This window comes from Euzebyella marina, from assembly GCF_014855515.1.
Taxonomy (GTDB): domain Bacteria; phylum Bacteroidota; class Bacteroidia; order Flavobacteriales; family Flavobacteriaceae; genus Euzebyella; species Euzebyella marina.
In genome coordinates, this window is the sequence record NZ_JACYFK010000002.1 from 119,141 (window position 1) to 133,977 (window position 14,837).

The window sequence follows — 14,837 nt, forward strand, 5'->3', positions numbered from 1 at the left end:
TGTCTAATTAGACATTATCTTCTTCGCCTTTCAATATTTTTCTGGTAAAGAGATTTTTATCCTTAATGGTTTCGGCGATACCCTTAGGTAGCATCTCTTCCCAACCTTCTTCATTATTGATGATTTTCTTAAGTACATCCCTAGAAAAAATATGCATAATTTCAGGATCGTAATCTATAATATCCATCACCTTACCGTTGTACTTAAAGAATTTGTAGAGTTCTTTCATCCGTGGATGTACCTTGACGTTGTTGCTGGTCATAATTTGACCTGTTTCCGCATTCTTCATCGGGTAGAGATAAACTTGAAGCTCTTTAAAGAACAGCTTTCCGAAAGCCTCGAGAATACCACCACTTAAATGACGATAGTATTTTTCATCAAAAATATCTACCAAGTTGTTCACACCCATGGTAAGACCAATTTTGGCCTTAGTATAGTTATTAAGGTATTCGACCAACTTATAATATTCTTGAAATTTCGATATCATTACGGTATGGCCAAGGGCACACAATAATTCGGCCCGATCCATAAAGTCTTGCTCGTCTATTTCGCCCGCTGCTTTTAGATTCGAGAGGGTAATCTCAAAAATGACCATGGTATTATCTTGGTCAACGGCAGGATCACGAATAAAAATATCGTGTGATTTATGGAACATATCCATATTAACCTTGGTCACCGGTCTAAAACTACCTCTTAACGCCAAGATATTTTTTTTGTAAAGAATTGCGGCAGGCAATAGGTTGTTACCATCTGGGCCGAACATTACCGCATCGGTCATATCGTTTCGAATGAGTTGCAAACTCATTAAACGGTTATCTACATCTTTAAAATTAGGCCCTGAAAAGTTGATCATATCTATTTCGACTGTATCCTTATCGATATGGTCATACAGATATTTCAGCATTTTACGAGGTTTATGATACTTGTAAAAGGCACCATAAATCAAGTTAACACCCAGCATGCCCAGTGTTTCTTGCTGTAGACGTGCTTCGTTTTGTTTAAATCGAATGTGCAGTACAATTTCGTCAAACTCTTTTTGCGTAGGGTCTAATTGAAATCGTATACCCACCCAACCATGGCCTTTGTATCGTTTTGAGAAGTCTATGGTTGCCACCGTGTTGGCATATGCAAAAAACAATCGGTCAGGATGCCTTTCTCGGCTAATACGTTCCTCCATTAACCGCATCTCATGCGAAAGCATCTTCTTTAATCTTGATTGTGTTACATAACGCCCATCTTCTTCTATACCGTAAACGGCATCGCTAAAATCTTTGTCATAGGCACTCATTGCCTTGGCAATGGTTCCAGAAGCCCCTCCGGCCCTAAAAAAATGTCTGGCTGTTTCTTGACCTGCACCGATTTCGGCAAAAGTGCCATAAATATCCGGATTTAGGTTGATTCTCAGAGTTTTAGCCTTAATGGATGGGATGTTTTCAAAGGTGGAGTCCCTTTTTAGAACTGAAGCCATTTTCACGATTTTGATGAAAACAAAGTTAATAAGTTCGGGTCACCTATTAAATTATTTAGTTATAAATTTGAGTGCACATGAAAGAGCCAATGAAAATCACTTTTTTGGGTACGGGCACTTCGCAAGGCATACCTATTATTGGCAGTAAACACCCTGTTTGCTTAAGTTCTGACCCTAAAGATAATAGACTTAGGGTTTCCGTTATGGTCTGTTGGGGCAAGTACAATTATGTGATTGATTGCGGACCTGATTTTCGACAGCAAATGCTTACCCATGATGTTTCGAGAATTGACGGAATTCTATTTACCCACGAACATTCTGACCATACTGCGGGTCTCGACGATATACGCCCTTTTTTTTTTAGACAAGGCGATATTCCCATTTACGCCCACCAACGAGTAGCCGATTCGCTGCGGCGGCGTTTTGATTATATTTTTACCGATGCCAACCGTTACCCTGGAGCTCCTGCCGTAGCGGTAAATACTATCGAAAAGAATGAGCCGTTTCTATTAGGAGACCTTTCGGTAGTACCGATTGAGGCCAATCATAATCGGGTTCAGGTTTTTGGTTTTCGTTTTGGCGATTTCACCTATCTAACCGATGTAAAGACTATTTCAGAGGAGGAAAAAAGCAAAATAATGGGAAGTAGGATAGTAGTTGTAAACGCCCTTCGGGAAGAAGCCCATCATTCACATTTTAATTTAGAGGAGGCCTTAAGCTTTATTGAGGATATAAAACCCGAAAAGGCTTATCTCACCCACATTAGCCACCTATTGGGTTTTCATGAAGAAGTTGAGAAAAAATTGCCAAAAGGGGTGCACCTTGCCTATGACAATTTAATATTGAACATCTGAAAAATATAATTCAAGTTTATTTACCATGAAAAGTAAAATCTTTCTTTATCTATTCGTATTCGTTTCACTAATATGCCTTTATCTTTTTGTGAGTAGTGGTAAAATGGCGAAGGCTAAAGATGACCAAATCATAAAATTGAATGCTGATGTTACACAATTACAAGATTCGGTACAGGCCTTACAATTAAAGGTTCTTGAAATGCAGTATTTCTCTTTAGAGAACAATGATGATGCCTTGGCTTATTATGACCATTTACAAATGAATGATCCTTCTCGTTATATTTCCGACAAGTTATTGGAAACCAATGAAACAAAGGGCGATAACCCTTTGGTGCCCTATGAGGGAATGGAAAGTGATTTTAAAATTAATAAAATCAAGGTGCTGAACCATAAGTGGATAATCACCGATTTTTCCGATGGAAAATATTGGGGCGAGCTTTTGATAAAATATGAATTGAAAGATGATTTAGGAGTCGATTTTACTACCCTTGATCATTTGCTATATACCCGTAGCAATTAAAACTTAGTCAACCTCTATTCCTTTTTCTAAATCTTATCCGAAAGCCACTTTTTAAAAGAGTAAAAATTCTGTGGTGATACCCCGTGACCTACCGGAAATTCTTCATAAATATGTTCAATATCTAATTTAGAAAGAAACTCAGGTGCTCTTTGGGCCCATTCAGGCGGGATTACTTGGTCTACTTGACCATGTGAGGCATATATCTTTAGATTTTGATGCTCTTTTTCTGTATAATTCTCAGCAATAATGGCCTCATTGATATAGCCGCTTAGGGCAATAACATTCTTAATTTTTTCAGGATATGAAAGTGCAACGGCATAGCTGAGGATGGTTCCTTGGCTAAAACCTAACAAAGTGACTCTTTTCTCATCTAAACCGTAGGTTTTACAGGCCTCGTCGATGAAAGCGATTATCTTTTCCCTTGATTCTCTAGCCTGCGAATCGTCACTCCATTTGCCTTGAACCGCATCAAAATTGATGGCATACCAAGCGTATCCGAAGGGTTCTAGGGTATAAGGTGCCCGTACCGATATAATGCAGAGTTCCTCAGGTAATTCCGGGGCAAAGGAATAAAGGTCTTCTTCATTACTTCCATACCCGTGAAACATAAACAAAACAGGTGCTTTTCCTTCCGATATAGAAGAAGGTTTTATGATGTGTTCTAATGATAGTGGTGCTGTGGTCATTTTGGTCGGGGAGAATTGATTACACGGTAATTGCTAAAAAAGTTAGCCGATAAAGGTAAACCATTTTTGAAAATAGGGGCCTAATACGGGTATCGATTGCTTCTTTTCTGCCAATGCGCCAAAGAAACCGTAAAACCATAATATGGTATAAGACAACATGAGACCAAAGAAAGAATAGATATTTCCCCAATTACTGGAAAGAATTCCGAAAGCAATAAATAGAAGGTGAAGACCAAATGCTTGTCTGGTGTGAAATCTTGCGAAATCATTCTTTGGTTCGGCATTCATGCTTATGGCAATCAATGCCCCTACAATCGTAAAATAGGCAATTATGGCAGCAGTCTTACCATCTTTAACAGTACTCATAAATAATCTTTAAAGCTTCCTTTAATACGAATAAGGAATATTAAAATATAAACAGTAAAATTAATCACCTATAGTACCTATAACAGGTAGCGGTTCTGCTTTGCCGTTCACTGCATTTACGATACCTAGAATAATGAGTACCAAAATTAGAAGACTGATGATGGTTGAAATCATCATTAATGAAGATGGTAAAAACCATGATAGCACCGAATTGGCAAGACTTGCTATTACTATTCTGAACGATTGCCCTATGTGAAATTGGGCAAAAGCGTTGTTCTTACTGTTGTTCATGATGACAGCTACTATCAGCCCAATAAAAGTAATATAACTGATTATAGCTATAGTTTTACCTTCCTTAACTGTAAATTGGTCCATAATTAGGTTGATTTTGGTTTATAAATCGAGCTCAATATTAGTTTAATTTAACACCGCTTTTCCGTTATTGATTGTACCATAAACAATCCCTTTTAGCGATTTGCCTAGATACATGCTGTTCTTAGAGGTTGATGAAAGATTCTCTTCGGCAGGTGTAAACTTTTTCTCAGGATTGAAAATGGTAAGGTTGGCTTTTTCACCTTCCTTCAGTTCAGGTATATCTAAACCATAAACTTCCCGACCTTTTGATAACAGTTCAATAGCGGTCTCGGTACCAAAAAGTTTATTCATTACACCAAAAGAACTTTCTAGCCCAAGACTTCCGTATTCGGCATTATCAAATTCCACTCTCTTTTCTTCAATATTTAGAGGCGTATGGTCACTGGTCACAAAATCGATGGTGCCATCCTTTAAACCTTTCATAAGCGCTTTGGTGTCTTTCTCCGTTCGTAAGGGTGGAAGTACTTTAAAAAGGGAATCAAACTCTTCTAAACACGAATCAGTGAAAAACAAGTTGTGAATCGCTACGCTACAAGTTACATTAAGCCCTTTCTTTTTGGCATCTGCAATAAGCTTTACCGAATTGGAAGTTGAAATGGTGGGTATATGAAGCCTTCCCCCAGCATATTCAAGAATAAACAAATCTCGTATGATTTGTAGTTCTTCAGCCAATGAAGGGATACCTTTTAAACCAAGCTTGGTAGAAACTTCTCCCTCGTTTACGATGCCCTTGCCAGCAATCTTTTTATCCATTGGAAAAGAATAGACAAGACCCTTGAAATTCTGCGTGTATTGCAATGCAATTTTTAGCAGATTGCCATTATCTACCGGACTTTTAAAATCGTAAAACCCGACGGCTCCGGCATTTTTCATGTCATAAAGCTCTGCAAGGTCATTGCCCTCTGCCTTCATGGTCATGGTGCCTAAAGGATATAGTTCAGTAGCTGCATCTTTTGATGCATTTTTTAGAAAAACAATATCGGAATTAGAATCAGGAACGGGTTGTACGTTCGGGTTGAGAACTATTTGCGTAAATCCGCTTTTGGAGGCGGTGAGCAAGCCATTTTCGATGGTTTCCCTATCCTCAAAGCCTGGTTCACCAAAGCTCACACTACTATCGAACCACCCGATGGATACATGCAAATTTTCAAGTTGAATAACCTTCGTACTTGATTCTGCTTCTATTTTAGAGGCAATTTTAGCTATCTTTCCATTCTTGATCCAAATGTCTCGTTTTTTTAAATGAAGGTCCTTTTGGGTTTGATCAATAATTATGGCCGATTTTAAAAGGATGTTCATTTAAGAAATTTTTGAATGAGTATTTCAACCATTAGAAATAACAGCGCTAAAATAACAAACCATTTCCAAAGCTCGGTTACGCGATTGTCTTTTTCGAAGGTTTCAAACAATGAGGTAATCGAGGTATCTAAACTGGTCGATTCTAGTTCTTCTGGGTGCAAGTATTCTAGCATGCTCTCTTTTCTATCGTAATTGAAACTTAAGAGGCCTAACGATTTATTTTGATAATCAATGCTGTAAATACCATCTTCGTTTAATTCATCATTAAACACCATATGTACCTTTTGAGCCATCGATTGTTGTTGGGGTATATACTCAATTTCACCTTTAACCACTTTTAAAATACCATCTTGTTCTAAAGAAATGGGCACATCAACAAATACATCTTTTCTCAATTGGTTGTATAGTTCAGGAGATTTTAAGCTGTTGATGGCCATGTTGTAAAAGGTAGGAACTATCAATGGTGAATTCTTGAAATTTGAATTTTCTGAGGATAAGGGGGCCGAGAATGCATAAAAGTTATTGTCTCCTATCAGAAAGGGGGTGCGGTCTTGAAAACGTAAAATGGAAGGGGCGGCCGATTTTAAAGTATATTGAGAGGAAGTCTTCGGATACTGAAAATTATCTACTTTTTTGTCAAATACGTTTTGGTATAACGGATGGGCAAAATTAATCTGTGTAATATTTTTTTCAGAGGCGTTCTTCTCGCCAAACGCCGTACCGTAAAATTGTGAGGTGAGCACTTGATAGGATTGTAAATCGATTTCAATAGGAGGTATGACCAACAAGTGTCCTCCGTCATTTGTAAACTCTTTGATGCTAGAGACCAAAGGTGAGGGTATCGATGTTAATTCGTTGAAAATTATAAAGTTCTGTCGGGAAATATCGCTGTAGTTCAATTGGTTTATCGAAACGGCTGTGAGCTCAAACTCATCATCTGAAAAAAGTCTTTTCAGAAAACTGTCATCCGCATCACTTACAGCTAATACTTTTATTTTTTGGCGTTCACCAATTGAAAAATACAACTGGTTATCATAATCCAGCGCGTTATCGGTGATCTGAATCTTTCCCTTAAACTCTTCAAAATTAGTAATTGTAAACTGTATGCTACCGCTTAAGTTCTCATCAAACTTCGCTGAGCTTTTTGCTGTCAAGATGGTATCGTTATAAAGGGAAACCGGTATGCTTTCAAGCTCTTCCTTTGCCGACAACAATACGTTTAAATCTAAATGATTTTCATCATTGGTCTTTATATAGGCGGAATCTACTGAGACATTATTTTTTGAATCACCTGAAAGTTGAACCAAATGCTTTTTAACGGTACTTAGAGAATCCGACCCATTAAATTGTAATGACCTTTGAAAGTCTGAAACAATCACCAAATTTTTATCGGTATCGCTATTTTCAGAGAATAAAGTCTCTCCCTTAAACTGTATTTGATTTAGGGTTAGTTGTTCGTCGGTAAAATTGATTTCTAAAAGTTGGTTTTGAAAGTCTTGCAGAAGTACATTTCTAAACGTTCGGTCATTGGTAAAAATAGTGATTCGCTCATTTTTGGGCAGCACTTTCAGCAACTGCTGAACCGCGTTTTGTAGAAGGGACGCACCGTTATTCTTCAGTTGCATGCTGAACGAATTATCTAAGTAGATAATGGTTTCTTTCTCTTTTAACGCGACTTTTGATGCAAAAAAAGGTTGGGCAAAAGCAATAACCAATGCGGCCAACAAAGATAATCTTGTGAGCAGAAGCAGCCATTTTTTTAAAGTTTGGCTACGCCTCGATTCAACTACTACCTTTTTTAAAAGTTTGACATTGGTAAAAGGAGTTTTCTGAAACCTTCTGAGCTGAAAAAGATGAATGAAAATAGGAATCAGGAGTAAGAATAGCGCCCAAAGAAGTTCTGGATGTTTAAACTGCATGTCCTGAATTGAGTGCACAAAGATAATTAAAAAAGGAGGAGAATTGCATGATGGCCCCTTAACAGAAAAAGAAGAAATCTTTCATTGGTAGGTGACCTAATCGGGTAAGGTAATCTCGAATGACAGATTGTGATTCTTCATTTGCTACGGTAATAATACTTTGCGGTAATCTAAGGTCTTTTAAAATTGAAAAATGATGCATTTTTATGCCATAGATTTTCTTACCGATTTTTTTTGGGTTATCGCACAACCAAAAAAAATCAATTCCTCTTTTTTTAAGTCCTCTGGCGATCTCCTTTCCTTTTTTCCCCGCTCCCCAAACGGTCAACACCCGATTCGGTTTTCTATCGATTTTTAAAAAATAAAAAAGTTTGATGTTCAAGAAATAATTTTGGGCGTAGTGTTCACTGGTTCTAGAGGTACGGGTATCGTAGTCTCGCCAGTGGTGTAATACGGTATCGCATGGTATGCACGAAAGACCATTCTGATAGAAACGAAAAGTAAGGTCATAATCTTCAGGGTAGCGGTCGGGTTCAAAAGCTTGACATGCGTTCAGGTCATCGCGGTAAGTCATCCAACAAGGGGAAGGTATTACGCATTCTTTATATATTTCAGTATAGTTAGAACCTTTAGATGTTAAATGGTTCAACCATTGCTCATAACGCTCATAACCATTACTGATACCACGATGTGAAAAGTATTTTACTTGGCCTACGGCTATATGGCCTTTACCATTTTTAAGTAGAGAGGTAACGAGAACCTCTAATTTGGTTTTCACCATTACATCATCAGAGTCCATACGGGTGATTAAGTCTCCGCTACTTTGTTGATAAGCAGTTTGAAGCGCAGAAATAATACCCTTTCCCCTGTTTTCGAAAACCAAAATTCTATCATCTTTTTTAGCCATATCTGAAACAAGTTGAAGGCTGCGGTCTTCGGAATGGTCATTGACCGCTAAAACCTGCCAATTTGTATAAGTCTGTTGAATGATCGATTCAATACATTCCTTTAAAAATGGCGCGGTGTTCTTGAAGGGAATCAGTATACTGACCAGTGGTTGCTGCATGTTGGCAATTTAATGAAAAGCACCGTTTTTATTGCTTTTATGGTAGGCCATAAAACTTAAGTGAGAATAAATTTCAATTTTTACTTTAATGAACAGAAAAAGGTTTTTATATTTGCACCCGCTTAAGGAGGAATGGCAGAGTGGTCGAATGCGGCAGTCTTGAAAACTGTTGAGGGTCACACCTCCGGGGGTTCGAATCCCTCTTCCTCCGCTGAGTAAATTGTAAAGCCCCTAAATCAGGGGCTTTTTTTATTTGGATTAGTCAGTTTGGTTGAGTGTTGGAATCTCAAAAGTTCATTTATCTTAGCACCATTAATCAACTAAGTCTTTAAGAATGTAGAAAATCGAAAGACCTTTCCGAATAGGGCTTTCCATGCGATAGGAAGGGACGGAATTTGACCTTTTGATGAGATTTTATTTAACCCAAAGAAGCTTTCTGTTTTTCAAATATTTTGACTTTCAGTAAGTTGGGCGCGTGTATCCCCTTGTGGATATTTAACAAAATTTTAGTATTTTACAGGCATCTTATTGATGCTAATCCTTCAGAGATTGGCAATGGTTTTAAATTTAACATACTGCTTAAATTAAAATGAAAGAATATTCGATCTTCTATGCAGATGATGATGAAGATGATTTAATGTTTTTTGAAGAGGCCGTTTACTCCTTATCAGGTGATGAGGCCGTCAAGATAAATCTTCATCTTGTAAAAAATGGTGAAAATCTTTTAGAGGTCATTAGCCAAACCGCAGCGAACAATAGCGTCGTTTTTATGGATTTGAATATGCCGGCCAAGTCAGGTTTTGAGCATTTAGAAGACATTAGATCGAATAGTTTAGTCGCTACAACCCCGGTCATTATGTATTCCACTAGTGCCGATAAGCAAAATATTGAAAAGAGTAAGAAGTTAGGCGCCAATTATTATGCCGTTAAACCGAGCAGTTTTAGAGATGTTATCAAATTAATAAGCAAAGCTCTTTCGCTAGATTTTAATACCGATACTGCCCCACCAAACGACTTTTTACTGAATAAGCTGGCTATATAGATTAATGAAGATAAAGGATATTGTTAATAGGGATGTGGTCAATCTTGAAAATTGTGAAGATGAGGCGATACACATCCCCGGATTGATACAACCTCATGGATTTTTAATTTCTATAGATGCGGATAAGGAGATTATTAATGTCTGTAGCGAAAACATCTCTCAATTTCTCGATTATAGATACAATGAAATCTTAGGAAAAAGAATTGATGACATTCTTGGGAAAGATTTTAAAGAGACGTTACGAGAATTCAAAAGCAACTCTCTAGAAAAGAAAACAGTCTTTCTTACTTACAACGATCAATCCTACGCCCTTACGATTCATAAGAGTCAAGAAAACATAATCTTCGAGGCAGAACCTAATAAGGTTCCGTTAAACGAAGAAGGCAACCTTTTTGAATCGAGCAAAAGATTATTGAGCTCTATTGAAGACACCAACAGTCTTAAAGAATTAAGCCAATCGGTCGCTACTGCCATCAAGAATATCACCGGTTACGACCGAGTGATGATCTATAAGTTTGACCATGAGTATAATGGTGAAGTCTATGCCGAGGTCAGGGAAGAGCACTTAGAACCCTTTTTAGGGCTACATTATCCGCATACAGATATTCCCCCACAGGCCAGGGCCTTATATATCAAGAATTTGTTGCGTATCATTGGCAACATCGACTATGTGCCTGCTAAACTTTACACTTATGTAGAAAGCAAAGTAGATACGCTAGACTTAAGCTTGTCAGTTTTAAGAAGCGTTTCCCCCATACATGTAGAATATTTAAAGAACATGGGGGTAGGGGCCACCCTCACGGTTTCCTTGATACATAAAGGTAAACTTTGGGGCCTGGTGGCGTGCCATCATTATTCGACCAAATTTTTAAGCCAAGAAACCAGAAATGCGGTAAAGCTCTATGGGTACTTTATTACTTCACAGATTGATGTTAGAATTTTAAATGAGCAGTATGAAGTTGCCAAGAAAGCGAATGAATATGTAGATAAGCTATCCTCTAAAAGTCTAGAATTTAAACGAGACTCATTAACATCGCTTTTTCAGGATGATGCTATCTATCAACTATGTAATGGTAGTGGCTTTTCGGCCTGCATCGATGGAAAAGTTTATAGTAACGGTGAAACACCCACCGAAGAGGATATTCGACTGATATCGGAAGTTCTATTTGATATACAAAGTGACGGAAAGGTGATAACCTCTACGTTTCCCCGTCAAAACAAAGGTTTGGGCTCGGTGGCGGAAAAATTCCCAGGTATCAATTTTCATATGCTGGATGATACCAATTACCTCATGTGGTTTCGCGAGCCTACCATTAAGAACATCAAATGGGCCGGTGACCCTTCTAAAGCGATTGAAAAGGATAAAAAGGGACTCTCCCCTAGAAAGTCTTTTGAAACCTTCACCGAGAATGTGAAGGATACTAGTAAACCTTGGCTACAACCCGAAATAGATGCCTGTAACAAGTTTAAGTTTTTCTTTCAATCATTTCTTAGGGCCATTCTAACCAATGAGGATAAGGAGAAGCAAAGAATTCTCACCGAAAACCTAAAAGCGGTCAATAGCGAATTAGAAAATATTGGTTGGATCAGTGCCCATGATTTGCAAGAGCCCCTAAGAAAGATTCGAATGATGGCGTCAACAATGCTTGAAGACCAGCAAAGGTTTCAAGTAACCGAAGTGGCCGAGAAAAGAATTTCAAGAATGTCGAAGTCGGCTGAACGCATGCAGACTTTGATTAAGGATATTTTAGAATATAATCGGGCCAGCTCAGAAGAGGATAATTTTGAAAAGGTCGATTTAAACGATTTGCTTCAAGAAATTAAAAAAGAACTGAAAGAAACTTTAGAGGAAGAAAAAGCCGAACTCGTTATAGAAGGGTATTTGCCAGAAGTTTCTGGTTTACAGTTTCTGATCAAGCAATGCCTTCTCAACCCCATTCATAATGCCATAAAGTTTAAACATCCTGATAGAAGATTGCGGATTCGTATTTTCGATGACCAAAATCATTCTAAATCAGACATGTACTCGGTTATATCAATTCAAGATAATGGCATTGGGTTTGACAACCAGCACAATGAAAAGATATTTAAGATCTTTTCAAGGCTGCACAGTAAATCCGATTACGAGGGTACGGGTATCGGTTTGGCATTTTGTAAAAAGATCATGTTGAAGCATCGTGGTTTTATCGATGCCCAGGGTCAACCCAACGAAGGTGCCACTATACGCTTGTACTTTCCAAAGGTTTCGTAGCCAATAGCCATTGCCTTAATTGGTTAAAAGTATCTTCGGCACCACTAATGACCTCTTTATGGTTTAATGTAGATTCTATTTTTATTACTTGGATCTTGAATTTTGCCCACATTTTATGGGTATCGTCACCATAAGAGCTAAAATAATTTACGGCATCTGCGCCGTTCATATCTACATTCTTATGAATCATTTTAGAGATAATTTGTCCGCCCATAGTAGAACCTTCCATCACGTACAGCACCCCTAGCGCATAGGATAGAGATTTCATGGTCAGTTGGGGCTCGGGTAAGGGCGTCTCTTCTCTATGCTCCAAAAGCTGCAAATCTTCTACAATGCGAGAAGTGTGTTCACGCTTTGATATATCGGTAATTATTTCTGCATCGATAGTACGGTGCACTTCATCTTCGATGGGTTTGTAAAAAGAATAAAGTCGTGCAAGAAGCCCAGCATAGTCATCTTTGGTTTTGAGGCTTTTAAGTTCAGAAACTAATACTGTTTCTACCTGCTGGTGATGGCTCTTGGTTTCTTTTTTAATCGTATCTAAAATCGTCATTAACCTATATTAAATTCTTTGGAAAGGTAAGAATTGAAATTCGATTATATAGCAACTGGTCTTCTGGTTGCTGCCTTTTTTCTGTAAACAAATAATTGAGGTAGTGCATATTTGATGGGCAGTAATATATTTTTTATCATCGAAAGATGAGTATTCTATTTTCGCGATGTGTTACAGTAGCTATTTTCGGAAATTTTAAAACTTGCAAGCTTTGTGGAGGTAGTCGATGGACTTTGAAGGGAGATTAAACAAGTCCTCAAGACTTATTTCTTGTATCCCATAATGCAGCTAATCCATGAGATTGTTTTTGAAAATAAAAGCCCCGGCTAAGGGGCTTCTACATGACTAAGTGTTAGTTGATAGTTAGCCATTAATACTGTTGCTGCCCACAAGGGTGCGGTTTCTTACATTTTTTAAGGCCATAGTCATTTCAGGTATTACGAGAAAGGGTACATGGGAAGAGAACACTTCTTTTTCTACCTGTGGTTCAGAGGTGACGACATCCATATAACTGTTCCGGAAATTTAATAATGCCAAAAGGTGAATGTTCAGTTCACGGTTAAAATGCCGTAAGGTTCTTGAAACCGTGTTGATTTGTGAAATGGTATGAATGTAATGTTCGCGTTCACCAAAGTATTTTCTGAGCATTCCTAGATTAAACTGCTCCAATTCGTTCAATGGCCGTAGTTCGTGTTGCAGATGAACGACACGCACGGTAGCTTTAAAGGTATCGACCATTTCTAACAAGGGTGTCAATTCGGCGCGGGTATAGAATTTATCGAAATTAGTATAGAACGAAATTTCGTTGGGTACTTCAAAAGTAGCATTCGACGGTACGGCCAATATGGGGCAATGGCGAATATACTTCAGAAGTTTGACCGTATTTTTACCCATGAAAACATAGTCTTCGTTTGAAATGCCTTTGGCACCCATTACTATTAGGTCGATTTGCTCTTTTTCGACCAGATACCGAACCTCATCGCCGAGTAAGCTGAATGATGAATAGGTCTCAAAATAGTGTCGGGCGTTCGGGTACTCATTTTCAATTTTAGACAATAGACTTTTGAGCTGTCTTTCTGAATAGTCGGCAGACGTTTGAACAGAGGAGGCATTTGACTTGTTCTCGGCAATGAAACGAGAACTCACGATAGCGGGGGTGTAAGTGTTTAAGAGATGAAAAACGCACTCTTCGTTTTGATACAATCGCAATGCATAAAGGGTAGCCAGCCAAGCATTTTCTGAAAAATCGGTAGGTATCAAGATTTGTTTCATAAAATAAATGTCAAAGTGAACGTTGATAAAGGTAGAAATGTCAGTAGGCTGAATCTATGACATTTATCATCTTTTAAAAGATGGCGTGGCACAACCTTTGTCCGGTCAACAATTGGTTGTTTTAAATAGTTTAATCATTAAAATTCATTAGATTATGAAGAATAAACCTGTCAAAGTTTCATTGATTGGCAAATCGGCCGACAATACCTACCAGATTCAATTTCCTAATCTAAAGGTTCCAGTAAACGTAAATGAAGACCTGTACCGAAGAATGAAACACAGTTCTAGGTATGAATTTGTCAATTCTGGAATCAACAAGAAGTATAAAAATTATGCTTAAAGTATTGGGGCCGTTTCGGTAATTGTCGGGGCGGCCCTAAAAACCTTGTACCAGTTCTTGAAGACCCTTTTCGTCGGCAATCTTAATTCGCTTGCCCGATGTTTCTAAATAACCTTTTTTCTTGAATTCTGAAATGATTCGAATACAAGATTCAGTGGCCGTTCCTACAACACTTGAGATGTCTTCTCGCGAAAGGGTCAGGGCCAAAAAGCCTTCTTTGTCGACCCCAAAGTTCTGTTGAAGGTATAAAAAGGCTTCGGCAATTCGTTGCTTTACCGTTTTTTGGCTCATATTCACGATTACGTCATCGGCCTCTTTCAGGTCATGGGCCATATGGCGCAATACCTCAACGGCATATTCAGGATTTTTCTGTAACGTATTTAAAATGTTTTCTTTGGGTACAAAGCAGATTTCCATATCGTTGACGGCTACTGCACTTAAATTGGTGTGTTCGCCGGCAATGACCGAACGCTGACCGATAACCGCACCCTTGGTGGCCAATTTCACTACTTGGTCTTTACCGTTGGTGCTTAGTTTCGAGAGTTTCGAAACGCCATCGCGAACACAAAACACACCATCCAGTTTTTGTCCCTCTTCAAAAAGAGGTTCCCCTTTTTTTACTTTTTTGAAAACCTTTGCATCAGAAACTTTTTTAAGTTCCTCTTTGCTCATGGCCCGTAGCGAATTGAATTGCCGTACAATGCAATTTTCACATCTGCTTTCCATTATTTACTTTTTTATACCTGACCTTACAAAGGTAACTCCCCTAATTTAGCTAAAACCTGACAAAAATCATATTCCTTCTTTTTTGTTGATCAGAACTTTG

General features: G+C 38.2%; 15 protein-coding genes and 1 tRNA gene. 6 read left to right on the forward strand and 10 right to left on the reverse strand.

The features are described 5' to 3' along the window. Positions 1–7 precede the first annotated feature (7 nt). Positions 8–1,468, reverse strand: coding sequence for a TonB-dependent receptor (locus IL356_RS09260; protein WP_121849273.1), 1,461 nt, complete (start codon positions 1,466–1,468; stop codon positions 8–10). Positions 1,469–1,557: 89 nt separating this feature from the next. Between IL356_RS09260 and IL356_RS09265 the strand changes: the two genes are divergently transcribed. Further along, entirely contained in the window at positions 1,558–2,322 is a 765-nt protein-coding gene (locus IL356_RS09265; RefSeq protein ID WP_121850729.1) for an MBL fold metallo-hydrolase, read from the forward strand. Positions 2,323–2,347: 25 nt separating this feature from the next. Further along, the gene (locus IL356_RS09270) at positions 2,348–2,842 is read left to right on the forward strand and encodes a hydrolase (RefSeq protein WP_121849272.1); all 495 of its coding nucleotides are present in this window, start codon (positions 2,348–2,350) and stop codon (positions 2,840–2,842) included. Between the two features lie 26 nt (positions 2,843–2,868). Here IL356_RS09270 and IL356_RS09275 read toward each other — a convergent pair whose 3' ends face one another. Genes IL356_RS09275 through IL356_RS09300 form a run of 6 tightly spaced genes read right to left on the reverse strand, consistent with a single transcriptional unit; the run spans position 2,869 to position 8,553 of the window. Next, on the reverse strand, positions 2,869–3,528 hold the full coding sequence (locus IL356_RS09275) for an alpha/beta hydrolase (RefSeq protein ID WP_121849271.1): 660 nt from the start codon (positions 3,526–3,528) through the stop codon (positions 2,869–2,871). Positions 3,529–3,570: 42 nt separating this feature from the next. Next, positions 3,571–3,894 (reverse strand): hypothetical protein, encoded by a 324-nt coding sequence (locus IL356_RS09280; protein WP_121849270.1) that lies wholly within the window; start codon positions 3,892–3,894, stop codon positions 3,571–3,573. Between the two features lie 60 nt (positions 3,895–3,954). Next, the gene (locus IL356_RS09285) at positions 3,955–4,269 is read right to left on the reverse strand and encodes a hypothetical protein (protein ID WP_121849269.1); all 315 of its coding nucleotides are present in this window, start codon (positions 4,267–4,269) and stop codon (positions 3,955–3,957) included. A gap of 42 nt (positions 4,270–4,311) precedes the next feature. Next, positions 4,312–5,568 carry a dihydroorotase gene (locus IL356_RS09290; RefSeq protein ID WP_121849268.1) on the reverse strand — a complete coding sequence of 419 codons (1,257 nt, stop codon included), beginning with the start codon at positions 5,566–5,568 and terminating at the stop codon, positions 4,312–4,314. Then, positions 5,565–7,487 carry a BatA domain-containing protein gene (locus IL356_RS09295; protein WP_121849267.1) on the reverse strand — a complete coding sequence of 641 codons (1,923 nt, stop codon included), beginning with the start codon at positions 7,485–7,487 and terminating at the stop codon, positions 5,565–5,567. Before IL356_RS09295 ends, IL356_RS09290 begins: the two co-directional genes overlap by 4 nt. Before the next feature lie 58 nt (positions 7,488–7,545). Continuing rightward, positions 7,546–8,553 carry a glycosyltransferase gene (locus IL356_RS09300; protein WP_121849266.1) on the reverse strand — a complete coding sequence of 336 codons (1,008 nt, stop codon included), beginning with the start codon at positions 8,551–8,553 and terminating at the stop codon, positions 7,546–7,548. A gap of 126 nt (positions 8,554–8,679) precedes the next feature. Here IL356_RS09300 and IL356_RS09305 point away from each other — a divergent pair. From IL356_RS09305 to IL356_RS09315, 3 genes are all read left to right on the forward strand, one after another. After that, positions 8,680–8,764, forward strand: a tRNA-Ser gene (locus IL356_RS09305). Between the two features lie 378 nt (positions 8,765–9,142). Beyond that, complete coding sequence (locus IL356_RS09310; RefSeq protein ID WP_121849265.1) at positions 9,143–9,595, forward strand: response regulator; 453 nt, start codon at positions 9,143–9,145, stop codon at positions 9,593–9,595. Between the two features lie 4 nt (positions 9,596–9,599). After that, a complete protein-coding gene (locus IL356_RS09315; RefSeq protein WP_121849264.1) occupies positions 9,600–11,846 on the forward strand; it encodes an ATP-binding protein in 2,247 nt (748 codons plus the stop codon). Here IL356_RS09315 and IL356_RS09320 read toward each other — a convergent pair. Continuing rightward, entirely contained in the window at positions 11,815–12,399 is a 585-nt protein-coding gene (locus tag IL356_RS09320; RefSeq protein ID WP_121849263.1) for a biliverdin-producing heme oxygenase, read from the reverse strand. The genes IL356_RS09315 and IL356_RS09320 overlap by 32 nt on opposite strands. A gap of 363 nt (positions 12,400–12,762) precedes the next feature. After that, positions 12,763–13,671 carry a universal stress protein gene (locus IL356_RS09325; protein WP_121849262.1) on the reverse strand — a complete coding sequence of 303 codons (909 nt, stop codon included), beginning with the start codon at positions 13,669–13,671 and terminating at the stop codon, positions 12,763–12,765. Between the two features lie 154 nt (positions 13,672–13,825). Between IL356_RS09325 and IL356_RS09330 the strand changes: the two genes are divergently transcribed. After that, positions 13,826–14,011: a hypothetical protein gene (locus IL356_RS09330; RefSeq protein WP_121849261.1), complete on the forward strand. Its 186-nt coding sequence runs from the start codon at positions 13,826–13,828 to the stop codon at positions 14,009–14,011. 36 nt (positions 14,012–14,047) lie between these two features. Here the strand turns inward: IL356_RS09330 and IL356_RS09335 are convergent, their stop codons facing one another. Next, the gene (locus IL356_RS09335) at positions 14,048–14,737 is read right to left on the reverse strand and encodes a Crp/Fnr family transcriptional regulator (protein ID WP_121849260.1); all 690 of its coding nucleotides are present in this window, start codon (positions 14,735–14,737) and stop codon (positions 14,048–14,050) included. Positions 14,738–14,837: the final 100 nt, after the last annotated feature.